Raw genomic sequence first — 25,757 nt, forward strand, 5'->3', positions numbered from 1 at the left:
GGTCAGTCGGCCGAGGTCACCGTCAAGGTCACCCAGGTCGCCGCCCGCGAACTGCCCGCGCTTGACAACGACACGGGTCAGGGCTGGTGCCGGTCGGCGCCCAAGGCGTTCGCCGTGGCGACCAGGGCCGCGCCCAGGCCGGTCAGCGCCCCGCCCAGGCCCATGACCAGCGTGGTGAGTTCCCAGGCCTGGTAGGCGGACAGCAGGGAGCCGCGCAGGGTTTCGCCCATGAAGGCGGTCTGGCGCAACTCGGTGAGCTTTTCGTCGTCGTTCCCGGTGGCGTGCAGCTCTTCGGTGATCTCCGCGTAGGTGCGGCCGCCGGTCGCCTGGACGACATGATCCTTGATCAGCTCGGCGTATGCGTGGGCCTGGGGTCCGGTCTGCACACGTTGCCCGGTGAAGGGGGCAAGGTGGGCCGGCAGCCCGCGACGGGGGAACGTGATGTTCTGTGCGGCCAGTTCGCTGCGGATCTCCTTCCGGCCCTTGCGGCCCTGCAGCAGCATGACGGGTCCTGCGGCCACCAGGGCCGCGCCGACCGTCCTGACCAGCGCGCCGGTCCAGCGGTGTGCTCTGTCCATGAGGTGCCTTCCTGTCCTCTCAAGTGATGGGCGCATACGGCCATGTCCGCGGACACCGCTGCGTCCGGGTCCGGCGACCGGGCAGGCGTGCGCCGCGGCGCCGGGTCAGCGACGGCTGAGGCTCAGCCGCCAGGCTTCGGGACCCCGCTGCAGATACTCGACCGCGAAGAGGCCGGGTGTGCGCTGTTCCATCTGTGCCAGCAGCGGCAGCGGGTCGTGCGGCGCGATGAGCACCATGGCCCCACCGGCCAGGACGGTGTCGAGCGCCCCGAAAGCCGTGGTGTGGCGCAGGGCGTGGGGCACCGAGCGCAGGTCCAGTTCGGGCACGGTCTCTTCCTGCGCACCGCCGCATCCACAGCCTCCGCCACATCCACAGCCTCCGCCGCAGCCGCCACTCTCCTCGACCTTTTCGCCGGTTATATCCGCATCGGCCCCTGAACTCGGGGATACGAAGGTGCCGCCGGTGGTCGTGTCCTGCGCAAGCCGGGCGTGCAGATCCGCGAGCAGCGCGGCAAGCCGGACCTCGGGTGCCACGGCGAGCAGCGGCAGCACGAGCCCGTTCTCCTTGGCGATGTGTTCTTCGTAGAGCACCTCCAGGGCCCGGGCGTCGGCGGCGGCGCCGGTCGGGCCGGGCGCGGCCCGCAAGGCGTCGACCAGCGCGATCAGGCGGCCGTGCTCCGCGGTCAGGCTCTGGATGAGCAGACGGCTGTCGGGAAGACGGCGCGCGACGGGGTAGAGCACGGACTCCTCGGCGGCAGCGTGCGGCAGGAGTTCGCGGTCGCAGAAGGCGACGAGAGCGGCGCGGATCTCCTCCACGGCACGCAGATCGCGGTCAACGGCGGTCCGCAGCGCCGTCACACGCCCGCTCAACTCGCCTGCCAGACGGGCAAGTTGCCCTTCCGCGACGTCGAGAGCCACGGCGTCCTCGGGGGCCGACGCAAGGGTGAGAGCACTCATGAAGGTCTCTTTAGCGGTTCACAGCCGGACCAGCCGGCCGGTACGGGTAGAGGGGGCTCGTCCGCCACGCCCCTGACGCGAGCGGCGCCCCAGGCGGCCAGGCACAGAGACGGGCGCCGAACCCGGGGACGTGGCGGACGACCGTCCGGCCGCGGCACTGGCTAAGGCACGGGGCCGGACGGTGACCGGATCGGGAGTGCGTCGCGCCTGCCGCGGCCGTGGACACGAGAAGACGTGACCGGACAAGCCCGGACCCGACGGCCCGTGAACGCTCCCGGCCGGTCACAGGCCAGCCTCGCCGGGTCGCGGCCGTCGGCACGTGGGCCGAACGGTCCAGCCGCACCGCCTACCGGCCCCTGATCACGCTCCGGAACAGGGCCGAACGGCCGTCCGCGAAGCGGGAACCCGAGCGCCGGCACGGCGGGCGGGACCTGAGTCCCGGTGAGGCAGGTGCGGTGCGGGCCGGAAGGGCTGCAGGTCAGGGCCGTTCGGCCCCAGGCTCGGCGCCAGGTCACCGCCTAGCGTTCCTGACCATGGAGAACGACAAGATCGTGCGGCCGGCGCAGCGGCGCGCGGACGAGGGGTGGCCGCTGGCCGCCCGCAGGCTGCTGACCCGTCGCGAGGTGTCGGCCGACGGACGCGCCGTCTTCGGTGAAGGCGACCCGAAGTGGGAGGGCTTCTACCGGGACCGCTGGGCGCACGACAAGGTGGTGCGGTCCACGCACGGCGTCAACTGCACCGGTTCCTGCTCGTGGATGGTGTACGTCAAGGACGGGATCATCACCTGGGAACACCAGGCCACCGACTACCCGTCGATCGGCACCGACTGCCCCGAGTACGAGCCTCGCGGCTGCCCGCGCGGGGCGTCGTTCTCCTGGTACACCTACTCCCCCAGCCGGGTCCGTTACCCGTATGTGCGGGGCGCGCTGCTGAAGCTGTGGCGCGAGGCCAGGCGCCGGCTCGGCGACCCGGTGGCGGCCTGGGCGGAGATCACCGGCGACCCGGCGAAGGCCCGCGCCTACAAGCGGGCCCGCGGCAAGGGCGGCCTGGTGCGCGCCGACTGGGACGAGGTCACCGAGTTGATCGCCGCCGCCCATGTGCACACCATCAAGGAGTACGGCCCCGACCGGGTGGCGGGTTTCTCCCCCATCCCGGCGATGTCCATGGCGTCCTTCGCGGCCGGCGCCCGCTTCATGTCGCTGATCGGCGGGACGCTCCTGTCCTTCTACGACTGGTACGCCGACCTGCCGGTCGCCTCGCCGCAGGTCTTCGGCGACCAGACGGACGTGCCCGAGGCGGCCGACTGGTGGAACGCGGGATATCTCGTGATGTGGGGCTCCAACATCCCGGTCACCCGCACCCCTGACGCCCACTTCCTGACGGAGACCCGTTACAACGGAACCAAGGTCGTCGCGGTCAGCCCCGACTACGCCGACAACGTCAAACACGCCGACGAGTGGCTGGCCCCGCACCCCGGCACGGACGGCGCGCTGGCGATGGCCATGGGGCATGTGATCCTGCGCGAGTTCCTGGTCGACCGCGATGTGCCGTACTTCAGGGACTATCTGCGCAGCTTCACCGACGCGCCGTTCCTGGTGGCCCTGCGCGAACACGAGCGGGGGCTGGTCCCGGACGGGTTCCTGACCGCCGCCGACCTCGGGCACGACACGGAACACGCCGGGTCCAAGACCGTGCTCCTGGACGCGGACACCGGTGAACCGGTCGTACCGAACGGCTCGCTCGGCTTTCGCTGGGGAACGGCCGAGCAGGGCCGCTGGAACCTCGAACTGAACGGCGTCACACCCGCGTTGAGCCTGCTGGAAGGTGCGCGGGACACGGTCGCCGTGGCGCTGCCCCGTTTCGACGAGGGCGGCACCGAGGGCGGTTCGGTCATGATGCGCGGTGTGCCCGTGCGCAGGGTCGGCGGGCGCCTGGTCACCACGGTGTTCGACCTGATGCTGGCGCAGTACGGAGTGCGGCGGCCGGGTCTGCCGGGCGACTGGCCGTCCTCGTACGACGACGCGTCGCAGCCCTACACCCCCGCCTGGCAGGAGACCATCACCTCGGTGCCGGCCCAGCAGGCCACCCGTATCGCGCGGGAGTTCGCCCGCAACGCCGAGCGCACCCGGGGCCGCTCCATGATCGCCATGGGTGCCGGGACGAACCACTGGTTCCACTCCGACACCATCTACCGGGCGTTCCTCGCGCTGACCACCATGACCGGCTGCCAGGGTGTCAACGGCGGCGGCTGGGCGCACTACGTCGGCCAGGAGAAGGTCCGTCCGCTGACCGGCTTCCAGCATCTGGCCTTCGCCTTCGACTGGCAGCGGCCCACCCGGCACATGGCGGGCACCTCGTACTGGTACCTGAATTCGGACCAGTGGCGCTACGAGGCGTTCGGGCCCGAGGAGTTGGCCTCCCCGCTCGGTGCCGGGCGGTTCGAGGGCAAGGGGTTCGCCGACTGCCTGGCGCAGGCGGTGCGGCTGGGCTGGACCCCCGGTCACCCCGGTTTCAACCGCAACCCCCTCGATCTGACGGACGAGGCGGCCGCCCGAGGCCGCGGGGTCGCCGAGCACATCGTCGAGGAACTCAAGGCGGACCGGCTGAAGTTCGCCGTCGAGGACCCCGACGACCCGGCCAACTTCCCGCGGGTCCTGACGGTGTGGCGGGCGAATCTGCTCGGCTCCTCCGGCAAGGGCAACGAGTACTTCCTGCGGCATCTGCTGGGCACGGACGCGGCCGTACGCTCCGCCGAGACCCCGCCCGAGCACCGGCCGAAGGACGTGGTGTGGCACGAGGAGGCCCCCGAGGGCAAGCTCGACCTGCTGGTCTGCATGGACTTCAGGATGACGTCCACCGGGCTGATGGCCGACGTGGTCCTTCCGGCGGCGACCTGGTACGAGAAGGACGACCTGTCCAGCACGGACATGCACCCCTTCGTGCACGCCTTCACCCCGGCCATCGCCCCGCCCTGGCAGGCCCGCACCGACTACGACACGTTCCTGGGCATCGCCGACAGGTTCAGCGAGCTGGCCGCCGGGCATCTGGGCACCCGCACGGATGTCCTCGCCGTACCGCTGACGCACGACACCCCCGACGAACTCGCCCAGCCGGGCGGGGTGGTACGGGACTGGAAGGCCGGGGAGTGCGAGCCGGTTCCCGGGCGGACCATGCCGAAGCTCGTGGTCGTCGAACGGGACTACGCCGCGACCGCGCAGAAGATGCGCGCCGTGGGCCCCCTGTTCGACACCCTGGGCACCACCACCAAGGGCATCACCGTCCACCCGGACCAGGAGCTGGAGGGGCTGCGGCACCGCTGCGGGACCGTGCGGGACGGCATCGCCGCCGGGCGGCCCTCGCTGGCCACCGCCTCCGACATGTGCGAGGCGATCCTCGCCCTGTCCGGCACCACCAACGGGCGCCTGGCCACCGAGGGTTTCCGCGAGATGGAGCGGCAGACCGGCAGCGAGGGCCTGGTGGAGCTGGCCCTCGAACGTGAGGCCGAGCGGATCACCTTCGCCGACACCCGTACCCAGCCGCGCTCCGTGATGACCTCCTACGAGTGGTCGGGCTCGGAGACCGGCGGCCGGCGCTACTCGCCGTTCGTCATCAACACCGAACACAAGAAGCCCTGGCACACGCTCACCGGCCGGCAGCACTTCTTCGTCCAGCACGACTGGATGGCGGAACTCGGCGAACAACTGCCCGCCTACCGGCCCCCGTTGAACGCGATACGGCACTACGGCGACGAGCAACTGCACGAGGACGGCCGGGCGGAGGTCACGGTCCGCTATCTGACCCCGCACTCCAAGTGGTCCATCCACTCCAACTACCAGGACAACAAGTACATGCTCGACCTGTCCCGCGGCGGCCCGGTGATCTGGATGTCCACCGCCGAGGCCGACCGGATCGGCGTCAAGGACAACGAGTGGATCGAGGCGTACAACCGCAACGGCGTCGTCGCCGCCCGCGCCGTGGTCACCCACCGTATGCCCGAGGGCACCGTGTACATGTACCACGCCCAGGACCGCAATGTGAACGTGCCGAAGACCGAGGTCAGCGGCAAGCGGGGCGGTATCCACAACTCGCTGACGCGGCTGCTGCTCAAGCCCACCCATCTGGCGGGCGGCTTCGCGCAGTTCACCTACGCCTTCAACTACTACGGCCCGACCGGCAACCAGCGCGACGAGGTCACCGTCATCCGCCGTCGCGATCAGCGAGTGGAGTACTGAGATGCGTGTGATGGCCCAAGTGGCGATGGTGATGAACCTCGACAAGTGCATCGGCTGCCACACCTGTTCGGTCACCTGCAAGCAGACGTGGACCAACCGCACCGGCGTCGAGTACGCCTGGTTCAACAACGTCGAGACGAAGCCCGGTGTCGGCTACCCGCGCCGCTACGAGGACCAGGAACACTGGAAGGGCGGCTGGCGGCTCGACAGGCGCGGCCGTCTCGTGCTGCGCTCCGGAGGCCGGGTCAAGCGTCTGCTGTCCCTCTTCTCCAACCCGGACCTGCCGAGCATCGAGGACTACTACGAGCCGGTCACCTACGACTACGACAACCTGGTCAACGCCCCCGCCGGCAACGACATCCCGGTCGCCCGCCCCCGCTCGGTCCTCACCGGGAAGCCCACCGCCATCACCTGGGGCGCCAACTGGGAGGACGGCCTCGGCGGCGCACCCGAGCACGCGGGCGAGGACCCCAACCTGACCGGCGCATGGGCCGAGAAGGTGAAGTTCGAGTTCGAGCAGACCTTCCTCTTCCATCTGCCCCGGCTGTGCGAGCACTGCCTCAACCCGGCCTGTGTCTCCGCCTGTCCGTCCGGTGCGATGTACAAGCGGGCCGAGGACGGCATCGTGCTGGTCGACCAGGACCGCTGCCGGGGGTGGCGGATGTGTGTGACCGCCTGCCCGTACAAGAAGGTGTACGTCAACCACGCCACCGGCAAGGCCGAGAAGTGCACCTTCTGCTTCCCGCGCATCGAGGCCGGGCAGCCCACCGTCTGCTCCGAGACCTGTGTCGGCCGGCTGCGCTACCTGGGACTGCTGCTGTACGACGCCGACCGCGTCGGCGAGGCCGCGGCCACCCCGGACGAGCAGAACCTCCTCGACGCCCAGCGCGGTGTCTTCCTCGACCCGCACGACCCCGAGGTGATCGCGGCCGCCCGTGCCTCCGGCATCCCCGAGGACTGGCTGGACGCGGCCCGCCGCTCCCCGGTGTACGCCCTGGTCGCGAAGTACCGGGTCGCCCTGCCGCTGCACCCGGAGTACCGCACCCTGCCCATGGTCTGGTACGTGCCCCCGCTCTCCCCCGTCCTCGACGCCGTCGACGCGGCGGGCGGCAACCAGGACGATCCCGACCATGTCTTCGCCGCCGTCACCCGGCTGCGCATCCCGCTGGAGTACCTGGCGGAGTTGTTCACCGCCAAGGACACCGACGTCGTCGCCGGTGTGCTGATGAAACTCACCGCGCTGCGCTCGTACATGCGTGAACGCGTCCTCGGCGAGGCAGGTGACGAGACCGTTCTGAAGGCGGTCGGGCTCACCGCCGACGAGGCGCAGGACCTGCACCGGCTGCTGGCCGTCGCCAAGTACGCCGACCGGTATGTGGTCCCCGCCGCCCACAAGGAGGACGCCGCCGCCCTGACCGCGATGGAGAACCGCTGCCCCGTCGAGACGTCCGGCGAACCGGCGGCGGCCGGCGGCCGGCGCGTGATGCTCGGCATTCCCACCCTGCGCCGCAACACCGCCGGAGGCCGTCCATGAGCCCGCTGCCCGCGACGATCCCCGCCATCGTCCGCACCCGCGTCCGCGCCGCCGTACGCCGCCCGGCCCGCGACACACCCGAGCAGGACGAGGCGCGCACCCTGCTGCTGCGGCTGTGCTCGCTGCTGCTGCAGTACCCGGACGACGAACTCGCCGCCGCCCGGCCCGTACTCACCGCGACCATCGCCGCGCTGCCGGACTCACCCGCCGCCGCGCACCTGGCCGCCTTCACCACCTGGTTCGCCGGCCAGGAACAGGACGCGCTGGAGCGGCACTACGTCGCGACCTTCGACCTGCGCCGCAAGAGCAGCCTCTACCTCACCTACTACCTGCACGGCGACACCCGCCGCCGCGGCATGGCCCTGCTCACCCTGAACCAGCGGTACCGCGCCGCGGGCTGGGACATCGACGGCGGTGAACTGCCCGACCATCTGCCGGTCGTCCTGGAATTCGCCGCCCTGGCGGGCCCGGGGCGCGGCGAGGCACCGCTGCGCCAGCACCGGCGAGGGCTGGAGTTGATCCACCGCGCCCTGGCCGACGCGGACTCGCCCTACCGGCACGTCCTGGCCGCGCTGTTCACCCTGCTGCCGCCGCCCACCGAGGCCGACCGGGCGGCGGTGGCCCGGCTCGTCGCCGAGGGCCCGCCGAACGAAGAGGTCGGCCTCGCCCCCTACGGGGACTACGGGCACGGCGAGTTCGCCCCGCCGGGCACCTTCGTGCCACCGACGCCCGCCCCGCCGACCCGCGTACCGCCCGCACCGACCAGCCGTACGGAAGGCCCCCGATGAACGCCGTACCCGACCCCTTGGCCGCCGCCTCGGCGAGCGGCACCGATCTGCTCCTGTGGGTCGCCGTCCCCTACATCTGCCTCGCCGTGTTCCTGGCCGGGCACGTCTGGCGCTACCGGCACGACCAGTTCGGCTGGACCTCCCGCACCAGCCAGCTCCTTGAACACCGGTGGCTGCGCTGGGGCAGCCCGCTGTTCCACCTGGGCGCCTTCATGGTGATCGCCGGGCATGTGGGCGGGCTGGTGGTGCCCGCCTCCTGGACCGAGGCGGCCGGTATCAGCGAGCACGCCTACCACACCACGGCCGTCTGGGCGGGCTCCGTGGCGGGCGTGGCCATGGTCACCGGGCTGGGCATGCTGTCCGCCCGCCGCCTGCTGACCCGCCGGATCCGTCTCGGCACGGACCGCAGCGACAAACTCCTCTTCCCGCTGCTGTCCGCCACGGTCCTGCTGGGCATCTCCGCCACCGCCGCGCACAACGTCTTCGGCTCCGGCTACGACTACCGGCAGACCGTCTCCGTCTGGTTCCGTGGCATCTTCACCCTCCAGCCGCAGCCCGAGGCGATGGCCGGTGCGCCGCTGCTGTTCCAACTGCACGCCCTGACCGCCTTCCTCCTCTTCGCGGTCTGGCCCTTCACCCGGCTCGTGCACGTGTGGAGCGTCCCGATCGGCTACCTGGTGAGGCCCTACCTGGTCTACCGGCGGCGCGCCACCCCGGCCGCGGCGCCCGCGCACCGGTCCCGGCCGGCCTCCACCTCCGGGCGCCCCGTATGAGTCAGGGACCCGCACTCGCGGCGGACACCATGTCCGCCCGGGCCGCGTCCGCCGTGGGAGCGAGCCGCCGCACGGGCCTGGTCATGCTGCTGACCGGGATCGTCGGCTGGCTCGTCTCCTTCGAACTGACCGTGGACGACTGGCGGCTGCTGCGCGACCCCACCTATCAGCCACCCTGCAACATCAGCCCCGTCGTGAGTTGCGGCAGCGTCATGTCCAGCCCGGAGAGCCGCCTGTTCGGCTTCCCCAACATGCTGCTCGGGCTGGGCGGCTTCGCCGCCGTGGCCGCCCTGGGCGTCGCCGTGCTGTCCGGGGCGCGCCTGCACCGCGGGCTGTGGCTCGCGCTGGACGCCGGGGCGCTGGCCGCGGTGGTGTTCGTGCACTGGCTGATGGGGCACTCGCTCTACGGGCTGGGCAGGCTCTGCCCCTACTGCGCCGTCGTCTGGGTCGCCACCATCGCTCTGTTCTGGTATCTGACCCTGCACTGCCTGGAACGGGGAGTCGTCCCCGTTCCCCGGGGCGTGCTGGACTTCCTCAGGGACACACACGGGATGCTGCTCACCGCCTGGTACGGGGTGATCGCGCTGCTCGTCCTCACCCGCTTCTGGCCGTACTGGAGCAGCCTGCTGTAGCGGGCCATGGGCCGTGACCGTGTCGAAAACGCACAGCGCGCGGCCCTCGGTCGAGGGCCGCGCGGAGACAAGGAACGATGATCGTGGACGATGTACTGAAGGAATGGACGGCCGCCGTCAAGGCCGATCTGGGAATCGACCTCGAAGTCGACCGGGACCTCCTGCTCGCCCTCGCGGGCAAGGCCGCTCACGGCGTCGCCCGGCCGGCCGCCCCGCTGACGACGTTCCTGGTCGGATATGCGGCGGGGCGTGCGGGCGGCGGTCCCGAAGCGGTGGCCGAAGCGGTGGCCGAAGCGGCGCGGCGCGCCACGGCACTCGCCGCCCGCTGGGCCGAGGAGACCGACCGCGGCCACGGCTGCGAAGGCGCATGAGGCCGCACAGCCTGCTCGTCGTCCCCACCGCACCCGCAGGGTGGAAACAGGCAGCAAACAGGGAGCAGCGAGGAGGAACCCGTATGGCCGCCACTGTGATCCAGGACCTGGCAGCCGCACTGCCCCTGCCCAAGGACGGCACCCTGAGCCGCGTGCTGTACCGGGACGACCGGTTGCGCGTTGTCGGCTTCGCGTTCGCCACCGGCCAGGAACTGAGCGAACACACCTCGGCCCTGCCTGTGGTCATCCAGGTCGTCCAGGGCCGCCTCGACCTAGGTGTTCTGTCCACGGAGGTTGGTGACGCAGGTCTCGGCGGGCAGAGGACGCAGGCGGCAGCCGGGCGGTTGGATCCACCTGCCCGCCCGGCTGCCGCACACCGTCCGCGCGATTGAACCCAGCATCATGCTGCTGACCATGCTGCCCGCAGGGAGTCCGGCCGCACCGGACACCCCCGCGGGCAGCTGACCGCCAGACGTTGCGCGGGTCCTCAGCCCTCGGTGTGCGCCAGCCACAGGTCGGGCCCGAAGACCTCGTAACGGATACCGCGCGCGGGGATGCCGGCCCGGAGCAGCTGGGCGCGGGCGGCACGCATGAAGGGAAGCGGGCCGCACAGGTACACATCGGCGTCGGCGGGCAGGCCCAGGCCGTCGAGGTCCATCAGGCCCGCATGGCAGCCGGGTTCCTCGGTCACATCCTGCTCGTACCAGAACTCCGCCCGGGCGTCCGGCAGTTGTTCCACCAGACGCCGGGTCTCGGCGCGCAGGGCATGGTCGACCGGGGCACGGTCGGCGTGCAGGACCCACACCGGCCGGGACGAACCGGTGGCGGCGAGGTGTTCGAGCATGCCGGCCATCGGGGTACACCCGATACCGGCGGAGACCAGCACGAGCGGGGTGTCGGCGTCGTCCAGGACCACGTCTCCGAACGGGGCCGACAAGTCGAGTTCGTCGCCGACGCGCACCGTGCGGTGCACCTGGTTGGAGACCTCGCCCTCGGGGGCGTCGGCGACGCTCGCCACCCGCTTGACGGTGATACGCCGCAACCGGCCGCCGGGAGCGTTGGACAGGCTGTACTGGCGGGTCTGGTGGATGCCGTCGGGCATGAGCACCCGGACGCTGACGTACTGTCCGGCACGCGCCGGGGGCAGCGGGCCGTCGTCGGCCGGGCGCAGCAGGAAGGAGACCACGTCCGGGGTCTCCTCCCGCCGCTCCACCACGGTCCACGGCCGCCACGGACTGCGCGGGTCCACCTGCGACTGCTGGTAGAGGCGGGCCTCCCGGGCGATGAGCGCGCCGGCCATCAGCCAGTACACCTCGTCCCAGGCGGCGGCCACCTCGGGGGTCACCGCCTCCCCCAGCACATCGCCGATCGCGCGGAACAGGTACTTGTGCACGATGGTGTACTGGTCCTCGGTGATGCCCAGCGCCGCGTGTTTGTGGGCGATCCGGGACAGCAGCGCGTCCGGGCGGGCGTCGGGGTCGGCCAGCAGGGCCCGGGCGAAGCCCGCGATGGATCCGGCCAGGGCCTGGCGCTGCTCGCCGCTGGCCTGGTTGCCGCGGTTGAACAGGCCGTCCAGCAGCTCCGGCTGCTCGGCGAACATGGTGCCGTAGAAGCGTGCCGTGATCTGGTCCAGGGCCCCGCCGACAGCGGGCAGGGTGGCGCGGACGACAGCGGCCGACTCGGGTGAAAGCATGGGACTCCCCTGAGATGGAGGCAGGTAGAGGGACGGCGCTCACCGTCACGGCCGGAACCCTCGGTGCGGCCCGACCGTCACCTCCATCATCCCGAGGGGCCCTCACCCGGGGTTAGGGCCGAACTTCCCTGCGGGCAGGGCCCATCGGTCCGGCCCCCGCGAGCAGCCGGCACCCCGCGGGTGTCACACCGTATCGGGGTGGACGAGCGTGTTGTCACTGGTGTCACCGGCGAAGTGATCCACGATGTTGGCCACGGTGGTCCGGGCGATCTGACCGACGGCGTCCCTGGTGAAGTAGGCCTGGTGCGAGGTGACCAGGACGTTGCTGAAGGTCATCAGCCTCGCGAGGCGTTCGTCGGTCATCACCTCAAGGGACTTGTCCAGGAAGAACACGCCGGCCTCCTCCTCGTACACATCGAGGCCGACTCCGCTCAGCCGTCCGGCGCGCAGTGTCTTGAGCAAGGCGTCCGTGTCCACCAGGCCCCCGCGGCTGGAGTTGACCAGGATCGCGTCGTCCTTCATCAGAGCCAGGGCCTCGGCGTCGACGAGGTGATGGGTCTGCGGCAGCAGCGGCACATGGAGGCTGACCAGGTCCGCTTCGACGAACAGCCGCTCGCGCGGCACGTACCGCATGCCGAGGGCGAGGCAGTCGGGATTCTCCGCGACGTCCCAGCCGAGCAGCCGCATGCCGAACCCGTGGGCGATCCGGGTGAACGCGGCCCCGATCTTCCCGGTGCCCACCACGCCGACCGTGCGGCCGCGCAGATCGCGGCCCATCAGCCCGTCGAGCCGGAAGTCGAACTCCCGGGTGCGTTGCGCGGCCCGGACGATCCGGCGATCGACCGCGAGCGCGAGGGTCCAGGCGAACTCGGCGACCGAGTACGGCGAGTAGGCGGACACCCGGGCCACCGTCAGACCGAGTTCCCGGGCGGCGGTCAGGTCGATGTTGTTGTAGCCGGTGGACCGCTGGGCGATCATCCGGGTGCCGCCCTTGGCCAGCGTGCGCAGAACGTCGGCGTCCAGGGTGTCGTTGACGCTGCTGAGCACGACCTCGTGGCCCACGGCGGTCGGCACGGTGTCCCGGTCCAAAAAGAGCCTCAGACAGCGCAGTTCGTGACGATCCGCGAACGCCGTGTCGAACTCCTCGCGCAGCAACGGCTCCTCGTCCACGAGGACGCCGTACGCAACGATCTCCACTTGCTCTCCTTCTGTCGCTTCGGGCGATCTCCTCCTCCAAGGTAGGCGTAGATCACGGCCGGGATGAGGACCGATGAGCCCGAGGACGGTACCCCGTCGGCCCGGGCCGCGGGCCACTTCGCCGGCGTGCTCGTCCGCGACGGATCCGCTCAGCGGTGCGGGACGACGGCCACGGGGCACCTCACATGATGGACCACGGCGTGGGTGACGGGGCCGGTGCGCACCCGCACCGGCCGGTCGGCCACATGACGGCCCACCACGAGCAGGCTCGCCCCGGAGGCGGCCCGCACCAGCGCGGTCGACGCCTTCTCCCGTACGACCGTCTCCAGGATCTCGACCTCGGGATACTTGTCCCGCCACACCTGGAGCACGGCGGACAGGAAGCCCCGCCATTCCTGCGCCCGGTACGGGTCGTTCACCAGGGCGATGTCACCGGGGCCCAGGCCGAGCGCGGACGGCGGCTGCCAGGCGTGCACGACACGCAGCCGGGTCTGTCGCAGCTTCGCCGCCTCGAAGGCGAACTCGATCACCTCGTCGCACGGATCGGCGACGTCCACACCGAGCACCACGTCCCGGCGGCCGGTACGAGCCGAGGGGCCGCCGTGCGCCGTCGGAACGTGTCCGTCCTCGGTGTCCTCCCCGGCCCGTACCAGGACGACGGGCCCGGTGGCCCGTGCCACCACGCCCAGGGCGACCGAGCCCACCAGGAATCCGGCGACACCGTTCAGGCCGCGCGAGCCGAGGACCAGCACCGCGGCCTGCTCGGCGGCCTTCAGCAGGGTCGTGGTCGCCGGGCCCTCGACCGGCTCGCCGGTGACGTGCACACCGGGGGCGGCGCGGCGCACCCGCTGCTCCGCCTCACGAAGGACGCGCCGGGCCAGGTGCCGCTCGGCGGCGATGGGCGCGCCTGCCTCCTGGCGTGCGGCCGACCGCTTGGGGAGGGATCCGCCGTCGCTCCGGCGGGGGTGCCGGTTCCCGACGTGCACCAGTCGCAGCGACCGGTCACGGCGGGCCGCCTCGCGGGCGGCCCACTCGGCGGCGGCAAGGCTCTCGGCCGATCCGTTGACTCCGGCGATGACGGGCCCGTGCATGGTGCCCACCTCCTGTGTGACGTCTGCTGGTTGGTGCCTGCGTCCTGCGGCTGTGGCCCTGCGGACGGCGACCGGTTCGGCGTGTCAGTCGTGCGCGACGACGGCGACGGGGGCGGTGACGTGGTGCAGGACCGCATGGGTGACCGTGCCGATGTGGGCGCCGACCACGGAGCGGCGGACGCGTCGGCCCACGACGACGAGCGAGGCCCCGCGGGAGGCGTCGATCAGCAGGGCGGAGGGGCTGCCGAAGCGGGAGTCCTCGACCACCTCGGTGTCGGGGAACTTCTTGCGCCACGGGCGCAGCACCTCGGTCAGGGCGGCCGCGTCGCCCTCGGCCAACGACTGCTCGACTCCGGGATCCAGGGCCATGCCGTAGGCGAAGTAGGGCGGCGGGTTCCAGCCGTGCACGACCCGCAACGGCGCCCTGCGGCGCGCGGCGGCCTCGAAGGCGAACCCGATCAGCGCCTCGTCGGGGCTGTTGACGTCCAGTCCGAGGACGACGGGGCGGAAGGGGGTCGTGGTGGACGGGGCGCCGGCCGGGTCCTTCTCGTGCTCGTCGGTGGCCTGCTCACCGGCGCGGACCAGGACGACGGGACGCTCGGCGTGGGCGATGACGGCGAGACCGACCGAGCCGACCAGGAAGCCGCCGATGCCGCTCAGCCCGCGCGAGCCGAGGACCAGCAGTTCGACGTCCTTCGCCGTCCGGGCCAGGATCTCGGCGGGCCGTCCGGTGACATGCTCGGTGGTCACCTCGAGGCCGGGGTGGCGCAGCCGCAGGCCCTCGGCGGACTCCCGGGGAATACGCTCAGTCCAGTGCTGCTGGGTCTCGGCACCGAGCAGCGCTGTCTGCGCCATGGGCGCGGGTACCGGCTCCCAGACCTGGACCAGCTTCACGGGCAGTCCGCGCAGTTCGGCCTCGCGTGCCGCCCAGGCGGCGGCGGCACGGCTTCCGGGTGAGCCGTCGAGGCCCACGGTGATGGTGCGGGGCATGATCTCCACCTCCCGCATCGGGTACGGTGCCCGATGCCGACGTCGTGTCAGGGGTCTTTCGCGGCGGGGAGCCCGCCGCTTGGTTCACAGCGCCCGCAGGCCGTGTTCCCGGAACTGTTCACGCACCCGTTCCGTCAGCCCGGGGGCCGGGACGGGGGTGTCACGCAGCGGGAAGTCGATACCGAGGGCGTCGTACTTGTGGGCGCCGAGCTTGTGGAACGGCAGCACGTCCACGCGGTCGACGTTGCCCAGCCCGGCCAGAAAGGCGCCGAGGCCGTCGACGGCGGACGGGTCGTCCGTCCAGCCGGGGACGAGTACGTAGCGGATGTGGACGGGGACACCCAGCCGGTCCAGGCGGGCCGCGAAGCTGAGTGTGGGGGCCAGCCGGCCACCGGTGAGTTTGCGGTAGGCGGCGATGTCGAAGGACTTGATGTCCAGCAGGACCAGGTCGACGTCGGCCAGCAGGTCGTCGCGGGCACGGACGCCCAGGAATCCGGAGGTGTCCAGGGCCGTGTGCAGTCCGGTCTCCTTGCAGCGTCGCAGCAGGGACCCGGTGAAGACCGGCTGGAGCAGCGGCTCACCGCCGGTGATCGTCACCCCTCCCTGGGCCGTGGTCACAAAGCCCCGGTACTTCTCGATCTCCGTCATCACCTCGTCGACCGAGGTCTTCCGCCCGTCCCGCAGGTGCCAGGTGTCGGGGTTGGCGCAGTAGAGGCAGCGCAACGGGCAGCCGCTGACGAACAGCACGAACCGGGTCCCGGGACCGTCCACGCCGGTGGACAGGTCCCAGGAGTGGATCCGGCCGGTCGTCGTCGGCGCCGTCGTGGCGTTCACAGCGATCCGTGGAAGGTCCGGCTGATCACGTCGAGTTGCTGTTCGCGCGTCAGGCGGACGAAGTTGACCGCGTATCCGGAGACCCGGATGGTCAGCTCCGGGTACTTCTCCGGGTGTTCCATGGCGTCCTCGAGTGTCGCCCGGTTCAGCACGTTGACGTTCATGTGGAAGCCACCGGAGCACATGTACCCGTCGAGGATGCCGACCAGGTTGCCCGCACGTTCCGCGGGGTTGTGGCCCAGCCCCTCGGGCGTGACGGTCGTGGTCAGGGAGATCCCGTCGGACGCCTGCTCGTACGGCAGCTTCGCCACCGACAGGGCGGATGCGACGACCCCGTGCCGGTCCCGGCCGTTCATCGGGTTCGCACCGGGCGCGAAGGGCTGTCCGGCGCGTCGGCCGTCGGGGGTGTTGCCGGTGCGCTTGCCGTAGACCACGTTGGAGGTGATGGTCAGCACGGACTGGGTGTGCTCGGCGTCCCGGTAGGTGGGGTGCTCGCGCACCTTGGCCATGAAGGACTCCACCAGGGCGGTGGCGAGACCGTCGGCGCGGTCGTCGTTGTTGCCATACGCCGGGTACTCGCCGTCGACCTCGTAGTCCACGGCCAGCCCGGTGTCGTCCCGGATCACCTTCACCCGGGCGTGCTTGACGGCGGACAGGCTGTCGACGGCGACCGAGAGACCGGCGATGCCGCAGGCCATGTAGCGGTGCACGGGATGGTTGTGCAGGGCCATCTCGATGCGCTCGTAGGCGTACTTGTCGTGCATGTAGTGGATGACATTGAGCGTGTTGACGTATGTGCGCGCCAGCCAGTCCAGCATCCGGTCGTACGCCGCCGACAGTTCCTCGTAGTTCAGATACTCCCCCATCAGGGCGGGCGTCTGGGGTGCGACCTGCTCACCGGTCATCTCGTCGCGGCCGCCGTTGATCGCGTACAGCAGTGCCTTGGCGAGGTTGACGCGGGCGCCGAAGAACTGCATCTGCCGGCCCACCGCCATCGCGGAGACACAGCAGGCGATCGCGGTGTCGTCGCCGGTGCGGGGGCGCATCAGGTCGTCGGACTCGTACTGGATGGAGCTGGTGTCGATGGAGACCTGGGCGCAGAACTGCTTGAACGCTTCGGGCAGGCGGGGCGACCACAGCACCGTGAGATTCGGCTCCGGTGCGGGCCCGAGGTTGTAGAGGGTGCGCAGGAAACGGAAGGAGGTGCGGGTGACGAGTGTGCGGCCGTCGGTGCCCATACCGCCGATCGACTCCGTCACCCAGGTGGGGTCGCCGGAGAACAGAGCGTCGTACTCGGGGGTGCGCAGGAAGCGCACGATCCGCAGCTTGATGACGAAGTCGTCGATCAGTTCCTGCGCCTGTGTCTCGTCGATGCGCCCCTCGTCCAGGTCGCGCTGGAGGTAGACGTCCAGGAAGGTCGAGGTGCGGCCGAGGGACATCGCGGCGCCGTTCTGCTCCTTCACCGCGGCCAGGAAGCCGAGGTAGAGCCACTGCACCGCTTCCCGCGCGGTGGACGCGGGGCGGGTGACGTCGCAGCCGTAGGAGGCGGCCATCCGTACCAGCTCACCCAACGCGCGGATCTGCTCGGCCAGTTCCTCGCGGTCGCGGATGACGTACTGGGTGGAGGGCCGGTCGTCCAGCAGGGCACGCTCGGCCCGCTTGGCCTCGATGAGCCGGTCGGTGCCGTAGAGCGCCACCCGCCGGTAGTCGCCGATGATCCGGCCGCGGCCGTAGGCGTCCGGCAGCCCGGTGATGATCCCGGCCTTGCGTGCGGCCCGCATTTCGGGTGTGTAGGCGTCGAAGACACCGTCGTTGTGTGTTTTGCGGTAGGTACCGAAGACCTTGGTCACAAACGGGTCGGGCTCGTAGCCGTACGCCTTCAGGCCGTTCTCGACCATCCTGAGTCCGCCGGCCGGCATGATCGCCCGCTTCAGCGGGGCGTCGGTCTGCAGCCCGACGATCAGCTCACGCTCCCGTTCGATGTAGCCCGGCCTGTGCGAGGTGATCGTGGAGGGCGTGGCGGTGTCCACGTCGAGGATGCCCTTGCGCCGTTCCTCGGGGAACAGCGCGCTGACCTTGTGCCAGACGGCGCTGGTGCGCTCGGTCGGGCCGGCCAGGAACTCCGGACCACCCTCGTACGGCGTGTAGTTGGCCTGGATGAAGTCGCGTACGTCGATCCGGTCGCGCCAGCGCCGGCCGGCGAACCCACGCCAGGCCCCGGCGGGCACCTCCACGTCCGGACGGGTTGCCACGGTCATCACTGCCTCCGCATCGTTCACGACACCGCTCACGGGGGATGGCGTGGGCGGCTCCGCTGACTATGTTCGTCGCCGTCCACCGTCCGCGGCAGGGCCCGCGGGATCCTGTCCGCGCGCCGTCCGGCCCTTCGCCGCAGGGCCGTTCGGTCCATGGCAGGGTGGGCGCCGTTCAGGCCGACATGTGCAAGCCGTGGTCCGCGCGCCCGCCGACGAGTTCACATCCGGTGACCAGGTCGGGCCCGACACGCACGAAGACCTCCGCGGGTGAGGAGGACCAGGAGCGAAGCCCGGTCCGTTCCAGGCGCTTGAGTTCGGCCCGGTCGGTCACCACGGCCGCGCGGCCGGTCACGACGACGCTCCATCCGGAGCGTGTGTCGGCGTCGACCGCGTCCGCCTCGAAGGCGACGACCGCGCCGGCGACGGCGCGCACCAGTTCCGAGGCCGCGGAGGTGCGCAGCAGCACCGCCCCGTCGCCGTCCACACGGAAGGTGACCGGCAACACCGCGGGCAGGGCCTGGCGCGTGAACACGATACGGCCGACCTGTGCCGTGGCCAGCAGGCGCAGGCACTCCTGTCGGCCGAGGTCACGGAACGCATCGTTGGGGTACATGAGTCGGCCCGCCCTTCGACCGGTGGAGGGGGATCGCGCTCCATGCTGAGCCCGGCGCCGGGCGCGGCAGAGGGACCACCCGTCCCTCACCCCCGGAGAGCGGCCCGGGAAAGCGGTACGTCCAAGGAGGGCCGCCCGGCCCCTCGGGGCCGTATCCGGAGCGGATCACCTGGCCGGCCCGCGGCCGGCCGGCGCGGCGGTCGTGTCCGACGGCCGACAGGGCGACCGGAGGCGGAACGTGGTGAGCGGTCCCGGATCCGCGGCGCCGGGCGGCGCGGCCCGCGCGCGTCCACCAGCCGGGTGGGTCGCTCGATGCCGTCCTTCATCAGGTCGACGAGATCGGGGTGCCGCCGGGGAACCGGGCGCCGTCGTCGGCTGCGACCGGGGCCGGCGCCTCCCGCACCTGGCTCGGCCGCTGAGAGCCGAACTCCTTGATCCCGCCGCCTCCGTCCGGGACGCGGCTTCCAGCGCTGCGCGCACGATCGACGGACACACGCTTGGCCGGGTCAGGGGCCGTTGATCAAGTGCAGGTTGCCGGGGCCGCAGGGGCCCGCGCAGGCCGCCAGCCGGCCGGTGAGCTGGGCCTCCGCGCCGGCCGCGAACGCCGCGACCTCCTCGTGGCGTACCTGGATCCACTCGACGTCGTCATGCCGTCTGACCGCGTCGACGACGGGGTTGAGGCTGTCCCCGACCACCCCGTACATACGGCGCACACCCGCGCGCGCCATCAGGTCGACATACTGCTCGGCGATGGTCTGCCTGGCCATGGAACTCCTCGGATCTCCGCATGACGGCGCGCGTCGGCGGATGAGGCACACCGGTGCCACCGCACGACTCGGTCACGGTAGCGGGCAGGGCGAGGCCCAGTTGTCCGTCCGTGCACACGATCCGGTCCTGGAGCGCACCGCGAGCGGCGCCGGCCGTGGGGTGCGCGATGTCGGCCGCCAGGTCGAACGCCGCCCCGTCGATCGCGTTCTCCAACTCGGCCTCCTCACGCTCGGTTCGCGCACGGTGATGATGCTCGGCCGCCCTGTGAAGAAGGTCCCGCACATGCGGGTGACGGTCGGCTCCACTCGGCTCTGCTGTGTTCATGCGGTGATCCTCCCTTGGGGAAACCTGAACCGAAAGATAGGCGCCGGGCCCGGCAGCGATCATGCTGTCAGCGTCCCGGGTCCTGCCCTTGCGCGTCAGATCTCAGGTCCGGCGCCGCGCACCGCGCCACTGCACCGGCGACATCCCATATGTTTCTCGGAACGTCCGGCTGAAATGGGACGGATTGGTGAAGCCCCAGCGTGCGGCCACCGCAGCGATGGACCTGTGGGCCGCGCCGGCCTGGGCGAGTTCCTCGCGTGCCGCCTCCAGCCGTCGCGTCCGTACCCAGGTGTTCACGGTGGTGCCCTGCCGCTGGAAGAGCCGGTGCAGATAGCGCAGGGAGATGCCGTGCTGGTCGGCGATGTCCTGAGGGCTGAGCCCGGGCTCCCGCAACCGGTCCTGGACGGATGCCGTGATCCGCTCCCACAGCGCCGGCGCGGGCCGCCTGCCGACCTGTTCCACGGCCAGGGTGCCCAGGATCTCCGCGGCGAGTCCGGCGAGTTGGGCGCGTCGGACCGGGTGGGCGCGGACGACCTCGTCGACGAGTGCGCACAGCGTCGGCAGCATCAGGGCCGCCGCACCCCCACCGGCGTCATTCACCACGGTGGCCGTCAGGGCGGACAACTGCCCTTCCTCCAGCCGGAGCACGGCCCGGGGCATCATGAAGATCCGAGCCCGCTGCCGGCCCGGCAGCACGAGCCGGTAGGGGCGCCGCGCGTCGTAGAACGCCAGGTGGCCGGGCCGGAGTTCGGCGCTGCGGCCGTCCTGCAACAGCAGTGCGGTGCCGTCCAGTTGCAGACGCGCCAGGATGTGGGTGCGGGGATCGGCCGCCACCGACCGGGCGCTGCGCAGGATCGTTCCCGGGCCGGAATCCTCCATGGCGATCTGGAGGGCGCCCAGGCGCTCCGCGGTCAGTTCCCCCGCCCATGGCCGGCCGCTCTGCACGGTGACCTCGACGTCGACGAAGACCTGTGACAGCGCGCGTTCCCAGGCGGCGACGCGATCACCGGAAGGCAGGCCCCGGGTGGAGAAGGACACACCCTGCCCCGGGACGGACAGTGATCCCGTCAGCACGGCTCTTCCCCCGCCGCGCGGCTCGCACGCTCCCGGTCGAGCCAGTCCGTGGGAGACAGCCCGAAGGCACTGCGGAAGGCCCGGCTGAACCGGGCGGCACTGGGGAAGCCCCAGCGTCGGGCCACCTGGCCGAGGCTGACGGATCCCGGCGCCCGTACGGCGAGTTCCCTGCGGCACTCGTGCAGGCGCAGCTCACGGATCCACCGAGCCACGGTGGTGCCCTCGGCCTCGAACATGCGGTGCAGATAGCGGACCGAGATGCCATGGGCGTCGGCGATGGCCCGCGGAGTCAGGCCGGGGTCCGACAGATGCCAGCGGATGAAGGTCTTGATCCGCAGCGGCAGCACCCGGTCGGCACCGGGCAGCACCGCGGGGTCCTCGCCCAGTCGGTCCGCCACCGTGGCCGCCATCAGGTCGATGACGCCCTCGGCCAGTCGTTCGGCCACCGGCGTCGCATAGGACTCGGAGGTGTCCGCCAGCCGTTCGAGCAAGGGGGCGAGCAGGGCGGGCAGACCGCCGCTCGGGCGCACGGCCAGCCCGGTGAGCTGCCGTAGATCGGCCTCCGACCGCCCGAGCAGGGCCCGCGGCACCGCGAAGATCTTCAACCGGAAGCGTTCGGGGAAGGCGGTCTGGAAGGGCCGGACGGTCTCGAAGAACCCGATGTCGCCGGCCCGCAGCTCCGTGGTGCGGCCGTCCTGTTCGACCTGGGCCCGGCCGGTGCTCTGGACCGTCACGAAGATGTCTCGCCCGTCGCCGTGGGCGATGCGGCGCGGCGAGCGGTGGACACGGCCCGGATCGCATTCGACCGTGGTGATCCCGAGGTCTCCGATGCGGTCGGTACGCAGGGTCGCGTCATAGGTGCGGCCCTCGGTGGCGATGTCCATCCCGACGAGGGTCGTGAGCACGGCGTCGTGCCAGAAGCCCAGGCTTTCGCGCGGGGGCACCGAACGGGTGCTCAGCACCCGGGTTCGCGGACCGGCGAACGGGTCCGGGCTCCGGTGTCTGTCCTCGAAGGAGCCGATCACGGTTGGCATGCTTCGAGCATGCTGGGGCGATACCGGCCGGCGCATCAGTCGGTCGACTGGTCACCGGTCCGCACCGCGCGGCTCAGCGCAAGCGGGCCCGCAGGAACGCGCACCCTGTCGTGACGGCCGCCCGAGTGGGCGGACTGTGGTACAGGGCGTGCAGGGCCACGAAGTCGTGGATCGTGCCGAGGAACCGTACGGCGGACGCCTCGACGCCGGCCGCGCGCAGGTGGCGCGCGTACTGCTCGCCCTCGTCCCGGGCCACATCGGCCTCGGCGGTGACGACCAGCGCCGGCGGCAGCCCCACCAGGTCCCCTCTTCGCGCCCGCAGCGGGGAGGCGGTGGGTTCGTCGCGCAGGGCCGGGTCCGTGACGTAGCGCGCCCAGTACCCGCGCAGTGCCGGTCGGGTGAGCAGGTATCCGGTGGCGAACTCCCGCTGCGAGGGGCTGTCGCAGCGGGAGTCGGTGAGCGGGTAGTAGAGGAGCTGTGCGCACAGCCGCGGCCCGCCGCGGGACTTCGCCAGCATGCTCACCGCGGCGGCCAGCGTGGCGCCGGCGCAGTCGCCCGCCACGGCCAGCCGGCGCGCGTCAAGACCGAGTTCGCCGGCCCGGGCGGCCGCCCAGACCAGCAGGGCGTAGCACTCCTCCAGCGCGACGGGGTAACGGGCCTCGGGGGTACGGCTGTACTCGGGGACGACGGCGCACACTCCCGCGCCGTGCACGAGTTCGCTGATGAGGCGGGCGTGGGTCTGTGCGTCGCCGAGTGCCCACCGGCCGCCGTGGAGGTACAGGAGCGCGGGCAGCGGGCCGGTCGCACCGGCCGGGCGGACGGTCCAGAACCCGAGCAGCCCAAAGGGGCCGATGGAGGCCACGCGGTAGACCGCGTCCACGGCGAAGTCCTCGAACCGGTCCACCTGGGTCTCCCGCAGCGCCTGCCGCGCCGTCACCGGCCCGAGGTCGTCGAGGGACGGGGGCGTGGCGGAAGCGGCGACGACGCGCTGCACCACGGGGTCGAGGAGGACGGCCGGGCGTGCGTCACCGCCCGGCCGGCCGCCGAAGGCTCCCGGCATCACACACTCCCCTCTGGCTGGGCCGCGCCGCCCGTCGGCGGCCTTGCACGGAACCGGCCGGTCCGCGCCTCATCTGTCCTGTAGGAGGTCACGCAGCTGCTGGCGGCGGCTGATGCCGAGCTTCGGGTAGACGTTGTACAGGTGGGAGCCCACGGTACGCGGCGAGAGGAAGAGCTGTTCACCGATCTCCCGATTCGAAAGGCCGCGCGCGGCCAGCTGGACGATCTGTTTCTGCTGTGCCGTCAGTTGCTCCAGCGTGCCCGGGGTGTCCGGGGTGGAGGCCGCTCCGCTGGCGCGCAGTTCGCCGGCCGCTGCCGCGGCGAGGGCGCCCGCGCCGAGGCGTTCGGCGGTTTCCAGCACGGTGGTCAGCTGCTGACGCGCCTCGCGTGTCCGCCGGGCCCGCCGCAGCCAGATGCCGTAGTTGAGGCGGGCATGGGCGCGTTCCCACGGCCACCGGTCCGCCTCGTGGTTGACCAGCGCGAGGTGGAAGTGCTGCTCGGCGTCCTCGCCCGGGTCGACCAGGGCGGTGGCATGGTGCAGGAGCAGCGTCATCCTGGTGCTCGGGCGTTCCCCTTGTTCCGCGAGGACCCGGCTGAGAACCGGCACCACCGCCTCGGACCGGCCGGTGCGCTGGGCCGCGTCCGCGAGGTCGGCGATGCTGCGGGGCGACAGGAACGGGTGCAACGGCGAACCGTCGGCGGTGAACAGCTCGCGCAGGTGTCGCCAGCCGCCGTCCCAGTCGCCCAGCGCGATGGCGGCGAGTCCCCGGGCGCGCAGCAGCCGCGCGTGGGTGGCCCGGTTCTCGTCCAGGCAGACGGCGCGCCACACCGAGGTGGTGAGCCAGGGCTGCGGCGGCACGGTTCCACGGAGCGCGTGCAGGGCGAGGGCCTGCGCCTCAAGATCCGCCTGAAGGCGCGGCAGGCGCAGCACCGCGGCCTCGGCCGTGGCCTCCCGGATCAGGGACTCCGCGTCGGTGATCCGGCCGGTGTCCATGAAGGTGTCCGCGAGGGCGAGGACCGACCAGCCGCGGATGCCGAAGGCACGGGAGGTCCGCAGCCGGGCGTCGGTCTCGCGGAACTGTCCCAGCCGCACGTCCGCCTCGTCCGCGAGGTGGGCCGCCGAGAGGAGCGCCGTCTCCCAGGCCGGTGGCTGCCGGCCGTCCAGGGGCACACCGTGCGGGCGGATGGGGCGCGCGGACGAGCCCGTGCCGGTCTGTGGCCGGAGCACAGCAGTGGCCAGCGCGTTCAGTGCCCGCTCGATGTCCGGCCCGTCCAGTCGGCCCAGACACCCGTTCTCCGGCGGCCGGCGCCGCGGGGCACGGTCGGTCCCCCGGGCACGGTCCAGCAGTGCGGCCAGGCCGGCCCTGTGCTCCGGCAGGCCGGACTGGGCGGCGATGCCCGCCGCCACCGCCGTCACCGCGAGCGCGACGGTACGGCCGGCCGCCGCAAAGTGCTCGGAGACATCGACCAGCAGGTCGAAGGCCTCCCGCTGGGAGGACTCCAGGGACAGGACGGAGGCCAGGGCACCGGCCGCCGCGCAGACCTGCTCCGGTTCCCCCAAGTCGTGGACGAGCCTGCCGTACAGGTCCCTGACCCAGCCGGGGTCGCCGACCGCGTGCGCTGCCACCAGGGCTTCGGCCAGACGGCGTGCGCGCTCCGGCCGCCGCGGGCTGAGCCGGGCCGCCTGCTCCAGGGCGCGCGCGGTGCCCACGACGTCCCCGTGCCGCCATGCGGAGTCCTCGAGCGCGGCGGCCACGGACTCCCTGCTCCGCAGGCTGGCGGTGGCCAGGTGGCAGGCCCGGTGCTCGGGCCGCGTGGCGGTCTCGGCGAGGTCCAGATGGGCCTGCTGCCGCTCGCTCGCGGGATGCCGGGAGAACGCGGCCGACCGCGCCAGCGGATGCCGGAAGACGACACGGTCCTCGACCAGCGAGACCAGTCCCGTCGCCTCCGCGGGGGCCCACACGGCGAGGTCGTCGGTGTCCAGGGCGGCCATGAGGGCGGCGACGCTCTCCTGCGGGCCCGCGGCCGCGGCGTACAGCAGGGCCCGTGCCGTCTTGGGGGGAAGCGCGTCGAGTCGTGCCGTGAAGGCGTGGCCCGTCGGCGGGCGCCGCGCCGGTGCGGCCCCGGCGCCTCCGGCTCGGGAGGCCGTGGGCACACGGCGGCTCAGTTCCACCAGGGCCAAGGGGTTGCCTTCGGCTTCCTCCAGGATCTCCAGCCTGCGCCGGCCGGTCGGCGCCGCCGGCTGCCGGTCCAGCAGCGCCGCGGCCGAGGGGGCGCTCAGCGGGCCAAGGTGCAGGCACTCCAGGGCGGGGGGCAGGCCGGGCGGGGGCGTCTCGCCCCGCGCGGTGAGCAGAACCCTGAGCGGGCGGCCGGCCAGGAGCCGGATTCCCGCGCAGAGCGCGTCGAGGAAGGCGCGGTCGCAGGCGTGGATGTCGTCCACGCACAGCAGTACCGGCCGGGACGCGGTGAGTCGGTCCAGCAAGGCCAGCAAGGCGACCCGCACCTGCCCGTCGTGCGGCGCACGGCCGAGGGACGCGCCGTAGGGGGACCTACGGCCGTGAGACCCGCGGTCATGGGACCGGCCGCCGCCGTGAGACCCGCCGTCATGGGACCCGCCGCCGTAAGACCCGCCGTGGGAGCCACAGCCGTGAGACACGCCGTCATAGGACCGGCCGCCGCCGTAAGACCCGCCGTCATGGAACGCGCCATCGTGAGAGCCGCCGCCGTGAGACCCGCCACCGTGACGCCCACCCTCGGGAGGCCCGGCGTCGTAAGACCCACTGCTGTGAGAACCGCCACCGTAAGACCCACCCTCAGGAGCCCCGGCGTCGTAAGACCCACTGCTGTGAGAACCGCCACCGTAAGACCCACCCTCAGGAGCCCCGGCGTCGTAAGACCCACTGTCATGGGACCCGCCGCCGTGAAACCCGCCGTCATAGAACGCACCACCGTGAGACCCG

The 25,757-nt window shown here is 71.9% G+C and carries 19 protein-coding genes and 2 pseudogenes; 7 read left to right on the top strand and 14 right to left on the bottom strand.

The genetic code is table 11. The features are described from left to right. Positions 1-77: 77 nt before the first annotated feature. The gene (locus ABT245_RS01860; protein ID WP_351727636.1) at positions 78-578 is read right to left on the bottom strand and encodes a hypothetical protein; all 501 of its coding nucleotides are present in this window, start codon (positions 576-578) and stop codon (positions 78-80) included. Positions 579-683: 105 nt separating this feature from the next. Continuing rightward, positions 684-1,535: a DUF2249 domain-containing protein gene (locus tag ABT245_RS01865; RefSeq protein ID WP_351727638.1), complete on the bottom strand. Its 852-nt coding sequence runs from the start codon at positions 1,533-1,535 to the stop codon at positions 684-686. Positions 1,536-2,068: 533 nt separating this feature from the next. Between ABT245_RS01865 and ABT245_RS01870 the strand changes: the two genes are divergently transcribed. The 7 genes and pseudogenes from ABT245_RS01870 (at position 2,069) to ABT245_RS01900 (ending at position 10,257) form a co-directional block, all read left to right on the top strand. Beyond that, positions 2,069-5,767, top strand: coding sequence for a nitrate reductase subunit alpha (locus ABT245_RS01870; RefSeq protein WP_351727639.1), 3,699 nt, complete (start codon positions 2,069-2,071; stop codon positions 5,765-5,767). A 1-nt stretch (position 5,768) separates the two neighbouring features. Next, the gene (gene narH / locus ABT245_RS01875; RefSeq protein WP_351727641.1) at positions 5,769-7,301 is read left to right on the top strand and encodes a nitrate reductase subunit beta; all 1,533 of its coding nucleotides are present in this window, start codon (positions 5,769-5,771) and stop codon (positions 7,299-7,301) included. Continuing rightward, on the top strand, positions 7,298-8,089 hold the full coding sequence (narJ, locus tag ABT245_RS01880; RefSeq protein WP_351727642.1) for a nitrate reductase molybdenum cofactor assembly chaperone: 792 nt from the start codon (positions 7,298-7,300) through the stop codon (positions 8,087-8,089). Before narH ends, narJ begins: the two co-directional genes overlap by 4 nt. Further along, complete coding sequence (narI, locus tag ABT245_RS01885) at positions 8,086-8,862, top strand: respiratory nitrate reductase subunit gamma (RefSeq protein WP_351727644.1); 777 nt, start codon at positions 8,086-8,088, stop codon at positions 8,860-8,862. The genes narJ and narI overlap by 4 nt, the downstream gene beginning before the upstream one ends. Then, positions 8,859-9,494 (top strand): vitamin K epoxide reductase family protein, encoded by a 636-nt coding sequence (locus ABT245_RS01890; protein ID WP_351727645.1) that lies wholly within the window; start codon positions 8,859-8,861, stop codon positions 9,492-9,494. Before narI ends, ABT245_RS01890 begins: the two co-directional genes overlap by 4 nt. A gap of 92 nt (positions 9,495-9,586) precedes the next feature. Continuing rightward, positions 9,587-9,865 (top strand): annotated as a pseudogene (locus ABT245_RS01895) (DUF6457 domain-containing protein); the annotation flags it as partial. A gap of 83 nt (positions 9,866-9,948) precedes the next feature. Further along, positions 9,949-10,257: a cupin domain-containing protein gene (locus ABT245_RS01900; protein ID WP_351727646.1), complete on the top strand. Its 309-nt coding sequence runs from the start codon at positions 9,949-9,951 to the stop codon at positions 10,255-10,257. Between the two features lie 95 nt (positions 10,258-10,352). Here the strand turns inward: ABT245_RS01900 and ABT245_RS01905 are convergent, their stop codons facing one another. From ABT245_RS01905 to ABT245_RS01960, 12 genes and pseudogenes are all read right to left on the bottom strand, one after another. Further along, positions 10,353-11,558 carry a globin domain-containing protein gene (locus tag ABT245_RS01905; protein WP_351727647.1) on the bottom strand — a complete coding sequence of 402 codons (1,206 nt, stop codon included), beginning with the start codon at positions 11,556-11,558 and terminating at the stop codon, positions 10,353-10,355. A 183-nt stretch (positions 11,559-11,741) separates the two neighbouring features. After that, on the bottom strand, positions 11,742-12,755 hold the full coding sequence (locus ABT245_RS01910) for a 2-hydroxyacid dehydrogenase (RefSeq protein ID WP_351727649.1): 1,014 nt from the start codon (positions 12,753-12,755) through the stop codon (positions 11,742-11,744). A 149-nt stretch (positions 12,756-12,904) separates the two neighbouring features. After that, positions 12,905-13,846 (bottom strand): universal stress protein, encoded by a 942-nt coding sequence (locus ABT245_RS01915; protein ID WP_351727651.1) that lies wholly within the window; start codon positions 13,844-13,846, stop codon positions 12,905-12,907. An 84-nt stretch (positions 13,847-13,930) separates the two neighbouring features. Beyond that, on the bottom strand, positions 13,931-14,836 hold the full coding sequence (locus tag ABT245_RS01920; protein ID WP_351727652.1) for a universal stress protein: 906 nt from the start codon (positions 14,834-14,836) through the stop codon (positions 13,931-13,933). A gap of 84 nt (positions 14,837-14,920) precedes the next feature. Beyond that, on the bottom strand, positions 14,921-15,670 hold the full coding sequence (pflA, locus tag ABT245_RS01925) for a pyruvate formate-lyase-activating protein (RefSeq protein WP_351727654.1): 750 nt from the start codon (positions 15,668-15,670) through the stop codon (positions 14,921-14,923). Next, positions 15,667-17,928: a formate C-acetyltransferase gene (pflB, locus tag ABT245_RS01930; protein WP_351727656.1), complete on the bottom strand. Its 2,262-nt coding sequence runs from the start codon at positions 17,926-17,928 to the stop codon at positions 15,667-15,669. The genes pflA and pflB overlap by 4 nt, the downstream gene beginning before the upstream one ends. A 169-nt stretch (positions 17,929-18,097) precedes the next feature. Continuing rightward, complete coding sequence (locus tag ABT245_RS01935; RefSeq protein ID WP_351727657.1) at positions 18,098-18,538, bottom strand: pyridoxamine 5'-phosphate oxidase family protein; 441 nt, start codon at positions 18,536-18,538, stop codon at positions 18,098-18,100. Between the two features lie 512 nt (positions 18,539-19,050). Then, a pseudogene (locus ABT245_RS01940) lies at positions 19,051-19,305 on the bottom strand (thiamine pyrophosphate-binding protein); the annotation flags it as partial. A gap of 427 nt (positions 19,306-19,732) precedes the next feature. Continuing rightward, positions 19,733-20,704: a helix-turn-helix domain-containing protein gene (locus ABT245_RS01945; RefSeq protein WP_351727658.1), complete on the bottom strand. Its 972-nt coding sequence runs from the start codon at positions 20,702-20,704 to the stop codon at positions 19,733-19,735. After that, on the bottom strand, positions 20,698-21,738 hold the full coding sequence (locus ABT245_RS01950) for a helix-turn-helix domain-containing protein (RefSeq protein ID WP_351727659.1): 1,041 nt from the start codon (positions 21,736-21,738) through the stop codon (positions 20,698-20,700). The genes ABT245_RS01945 and ABT245_RS01950 overlap by 7 nt, the downstream gene beginning before the upstream one ends. Positions 21,739-21,811: 73 nt before the next feature. Then, positions 21,812-22,798 carry an alpha/beta hydrolase gene (locus ABT245_RS01955; protein WP_351727661.1) on the bottom strand — a complete coding sequence of 329 codons (987 nt, stop codon included), beginning with the start codon at positions 22,796-22,798 and terminating at the stop codon, positions 21,812-21,814. Positions 22,799-22,867: 69 nt separating this feature from the next. Next, positions 22,868-25,300 carry a helix-turn-helix transcriptional regulator gene (locus tag ABT245_RS01960; protein ID WP_351727768.1) on the bottom strand — a complete coding sequence of 811 codons (2,433 nt, stop codon included), beginning with the start codon at positions 25,298-25,300 and terminating at the stop codon, positions 22,868-22,870. Between the last annotated feature and the right edge of the window lie 457 nt (positions 25,301-25,757).

Origin of the sequence: Streptomyces sp. NPDC001508 (assembly GCF_040298665.1) — a bacterium.
Lineage (GTDB): Bacteria > Actinomycetota > Actinomycetes > Streptomycetales > Streptomycetaceae > Streptomyces.

What these genes read in the sequence shown, in the direction of transcription:
- ABT245_RS01950 (WP_351727659.1), bottom strand. Translation starts at nt 21,738, where the DNA reads ATGCCAACCGTGATCGGCTCCTTCGAGGACAGACACCGGAGCCCGGAC.
- ABT245_RS01915 (WP_351727651.1), bottom strand. Translation starts at nt 13,846, where the DNA reads ATGCACGGGCCCGTCATCGCCGGAGTCAACGGATCGGCCGAGAGCCTT.
- ABT245_RS01890 (WP_351727645.1), top strand. Translation starts at nt 8,859, where the DNA reads ATGAGTCAGGGACCCGCACTCGCGGCGGACACCATGTCCGCCCGGGCC.
- ABT245_RS01905 (WP_351727647.1), bottom strand. Translation starts at nt 11,558, where the DNA reads ATGCTTTCACCCGAGTCGGCCGCTGTCGTCCGCGCCACCCTGCCCGCT.
- ABT245_RS01920 (WP_351727652.1), bottom strand. Translation starts at nt 14,836, where the DNA reads ATGCCCCGCACCATCACCGTGGGCCTCGACGGCTCACCCGGAAGCCGT.
- narH (WP_351727641.1), top strand. Translation starts at nt 5,769, where the DNA reads ATGCGTGTGATGGCCCAAGTGGCGATGGTGATGAACCTCGACAAGTGC.
- ABT245_RS01860 (WP_351727636.1), bottom strand. Translation starts at nt 578, where the DNA reads ATGGACAGAGCACACCGCTGGACCGGCGCGCTGGTCAGGACGGTCGGC.
- narI (WP_351727644.1), top strand. Translation starts at nt 8,086, where the DNA reads ATGAACGCCGTACCCGACCCCTTGGCCGCCGCCTCGGCGAGCGGCACC.
- ABT245_RS01955 (WP_351727661.1), bottom strand. Translation starts at nt 22,798, where the DNA reads ATGCCGGGAGCCTTCGGCGGCCGGCCGGGCGGTGACGCACGCCCGGCC.
- ABT245_RS01870 (WP_351727639.1), top strand. Translation starts at nt 2,069, where the DNA reads ATGGAGAACGACAAGATCGTGCGGCCGGCGCAGCGGCGCGCGGACGAG.
- ABT245_RS01935 (WP_351727657.1), bottom strand. Translation starts at nt 18,538, where the DNA reads ATGTACCCCAACGATGCGTTCCGTGACCTCGGCCGACAGGAGTGCCTG.
- narJ (WP_351727642.1), top strand. Translation starts at nt 7,298, where the DNA reads ATGAGCCCGCTGCCCGCGACGATCCCCGCCATCGTCCGCACCCGCGTC.
- pflB (WP_351727656.1), bottom strand. Translation starts at nt 17,928, where the DNA reads ATGACCGTGGCAACCCGTCCGGACGTGGAGGTGCCCGCCGGGGCCTGG.
- ABT245_RS01865 (WP_351727638.1), bottom strand. Translation starts at nt 1,535, where the DNA reads ATGAGTGCTCTCACCCTTGCGTCGGCCCCCGAGGACGCCGTGGCTCTC.
- ABT245_RS01900 (WP_351727646.1), top strand. Translation starts at nt 9,949, where the DNA reads ATGGCCGCCACTGTGATCCAGGACCTGGCAGCCGCACTGCCCCTGCCC.